Origin of the sequence: Pseudoalteromonas sp. S1609, from assembly GCF_005887255.1 — a bacterium.
In the GTDB taxonomy this organism is placed as follows: Bacteria; Pseudomonadota; Gammaproteobacteria; order Enterobacterales; family Alteromonadaceae; genus Pseudoalteromonas.
Window position 1 is genome coordinate 1 of sequence record NZ_PNDJ01000180.1, and the last position, 367, is coordinate 367.

A 367-nucleotide genomic window follows, 5' to 3' on the forward strand; every position below is an offset into this window, starting at 1 on the left:
TCAGCTTACAGATGCTTTTTGGGTTGGCCGTTTAGGGGCTGCGCAAGTGGCTGCTGTATCGATTAGTATGCCTGTCACATTTTTAGTTATTGCGATAGGTTCAGGATTTGCTATGGCTGGGGCGATTTTATCGGCCCAATACATGGGGGCAGGACAACAAGATAAGGTTAACCATGTTGCCGCGCAAACGGTGTTAATGGTGACATTAGTTGCACTATTACTTGGGTTACTAGGCTATGCATTATCACCTTATTTTTTAACCTTACTGGGGGTTGAAGCGGCCGTATATAGTGATGCACTTAAGTTTATGCATGTATCTTTTATTAGCGTTATTTTTGTGTTTATTTATGCCATGTTTTATACGCTG

At 42.0% G+C, this 367-nt stretch carries 1 protein-coding gene; it reads left to right on the forward strand.

The window, feature by feature from the left end; translation table 11 throughout:
* On the forward strand, positions 1–367 hold a 367-nt coding region (locus CWB76_RS19335), incomplete at both ends, for an MATE family efflux transporter (protein ID WP_249363201.1).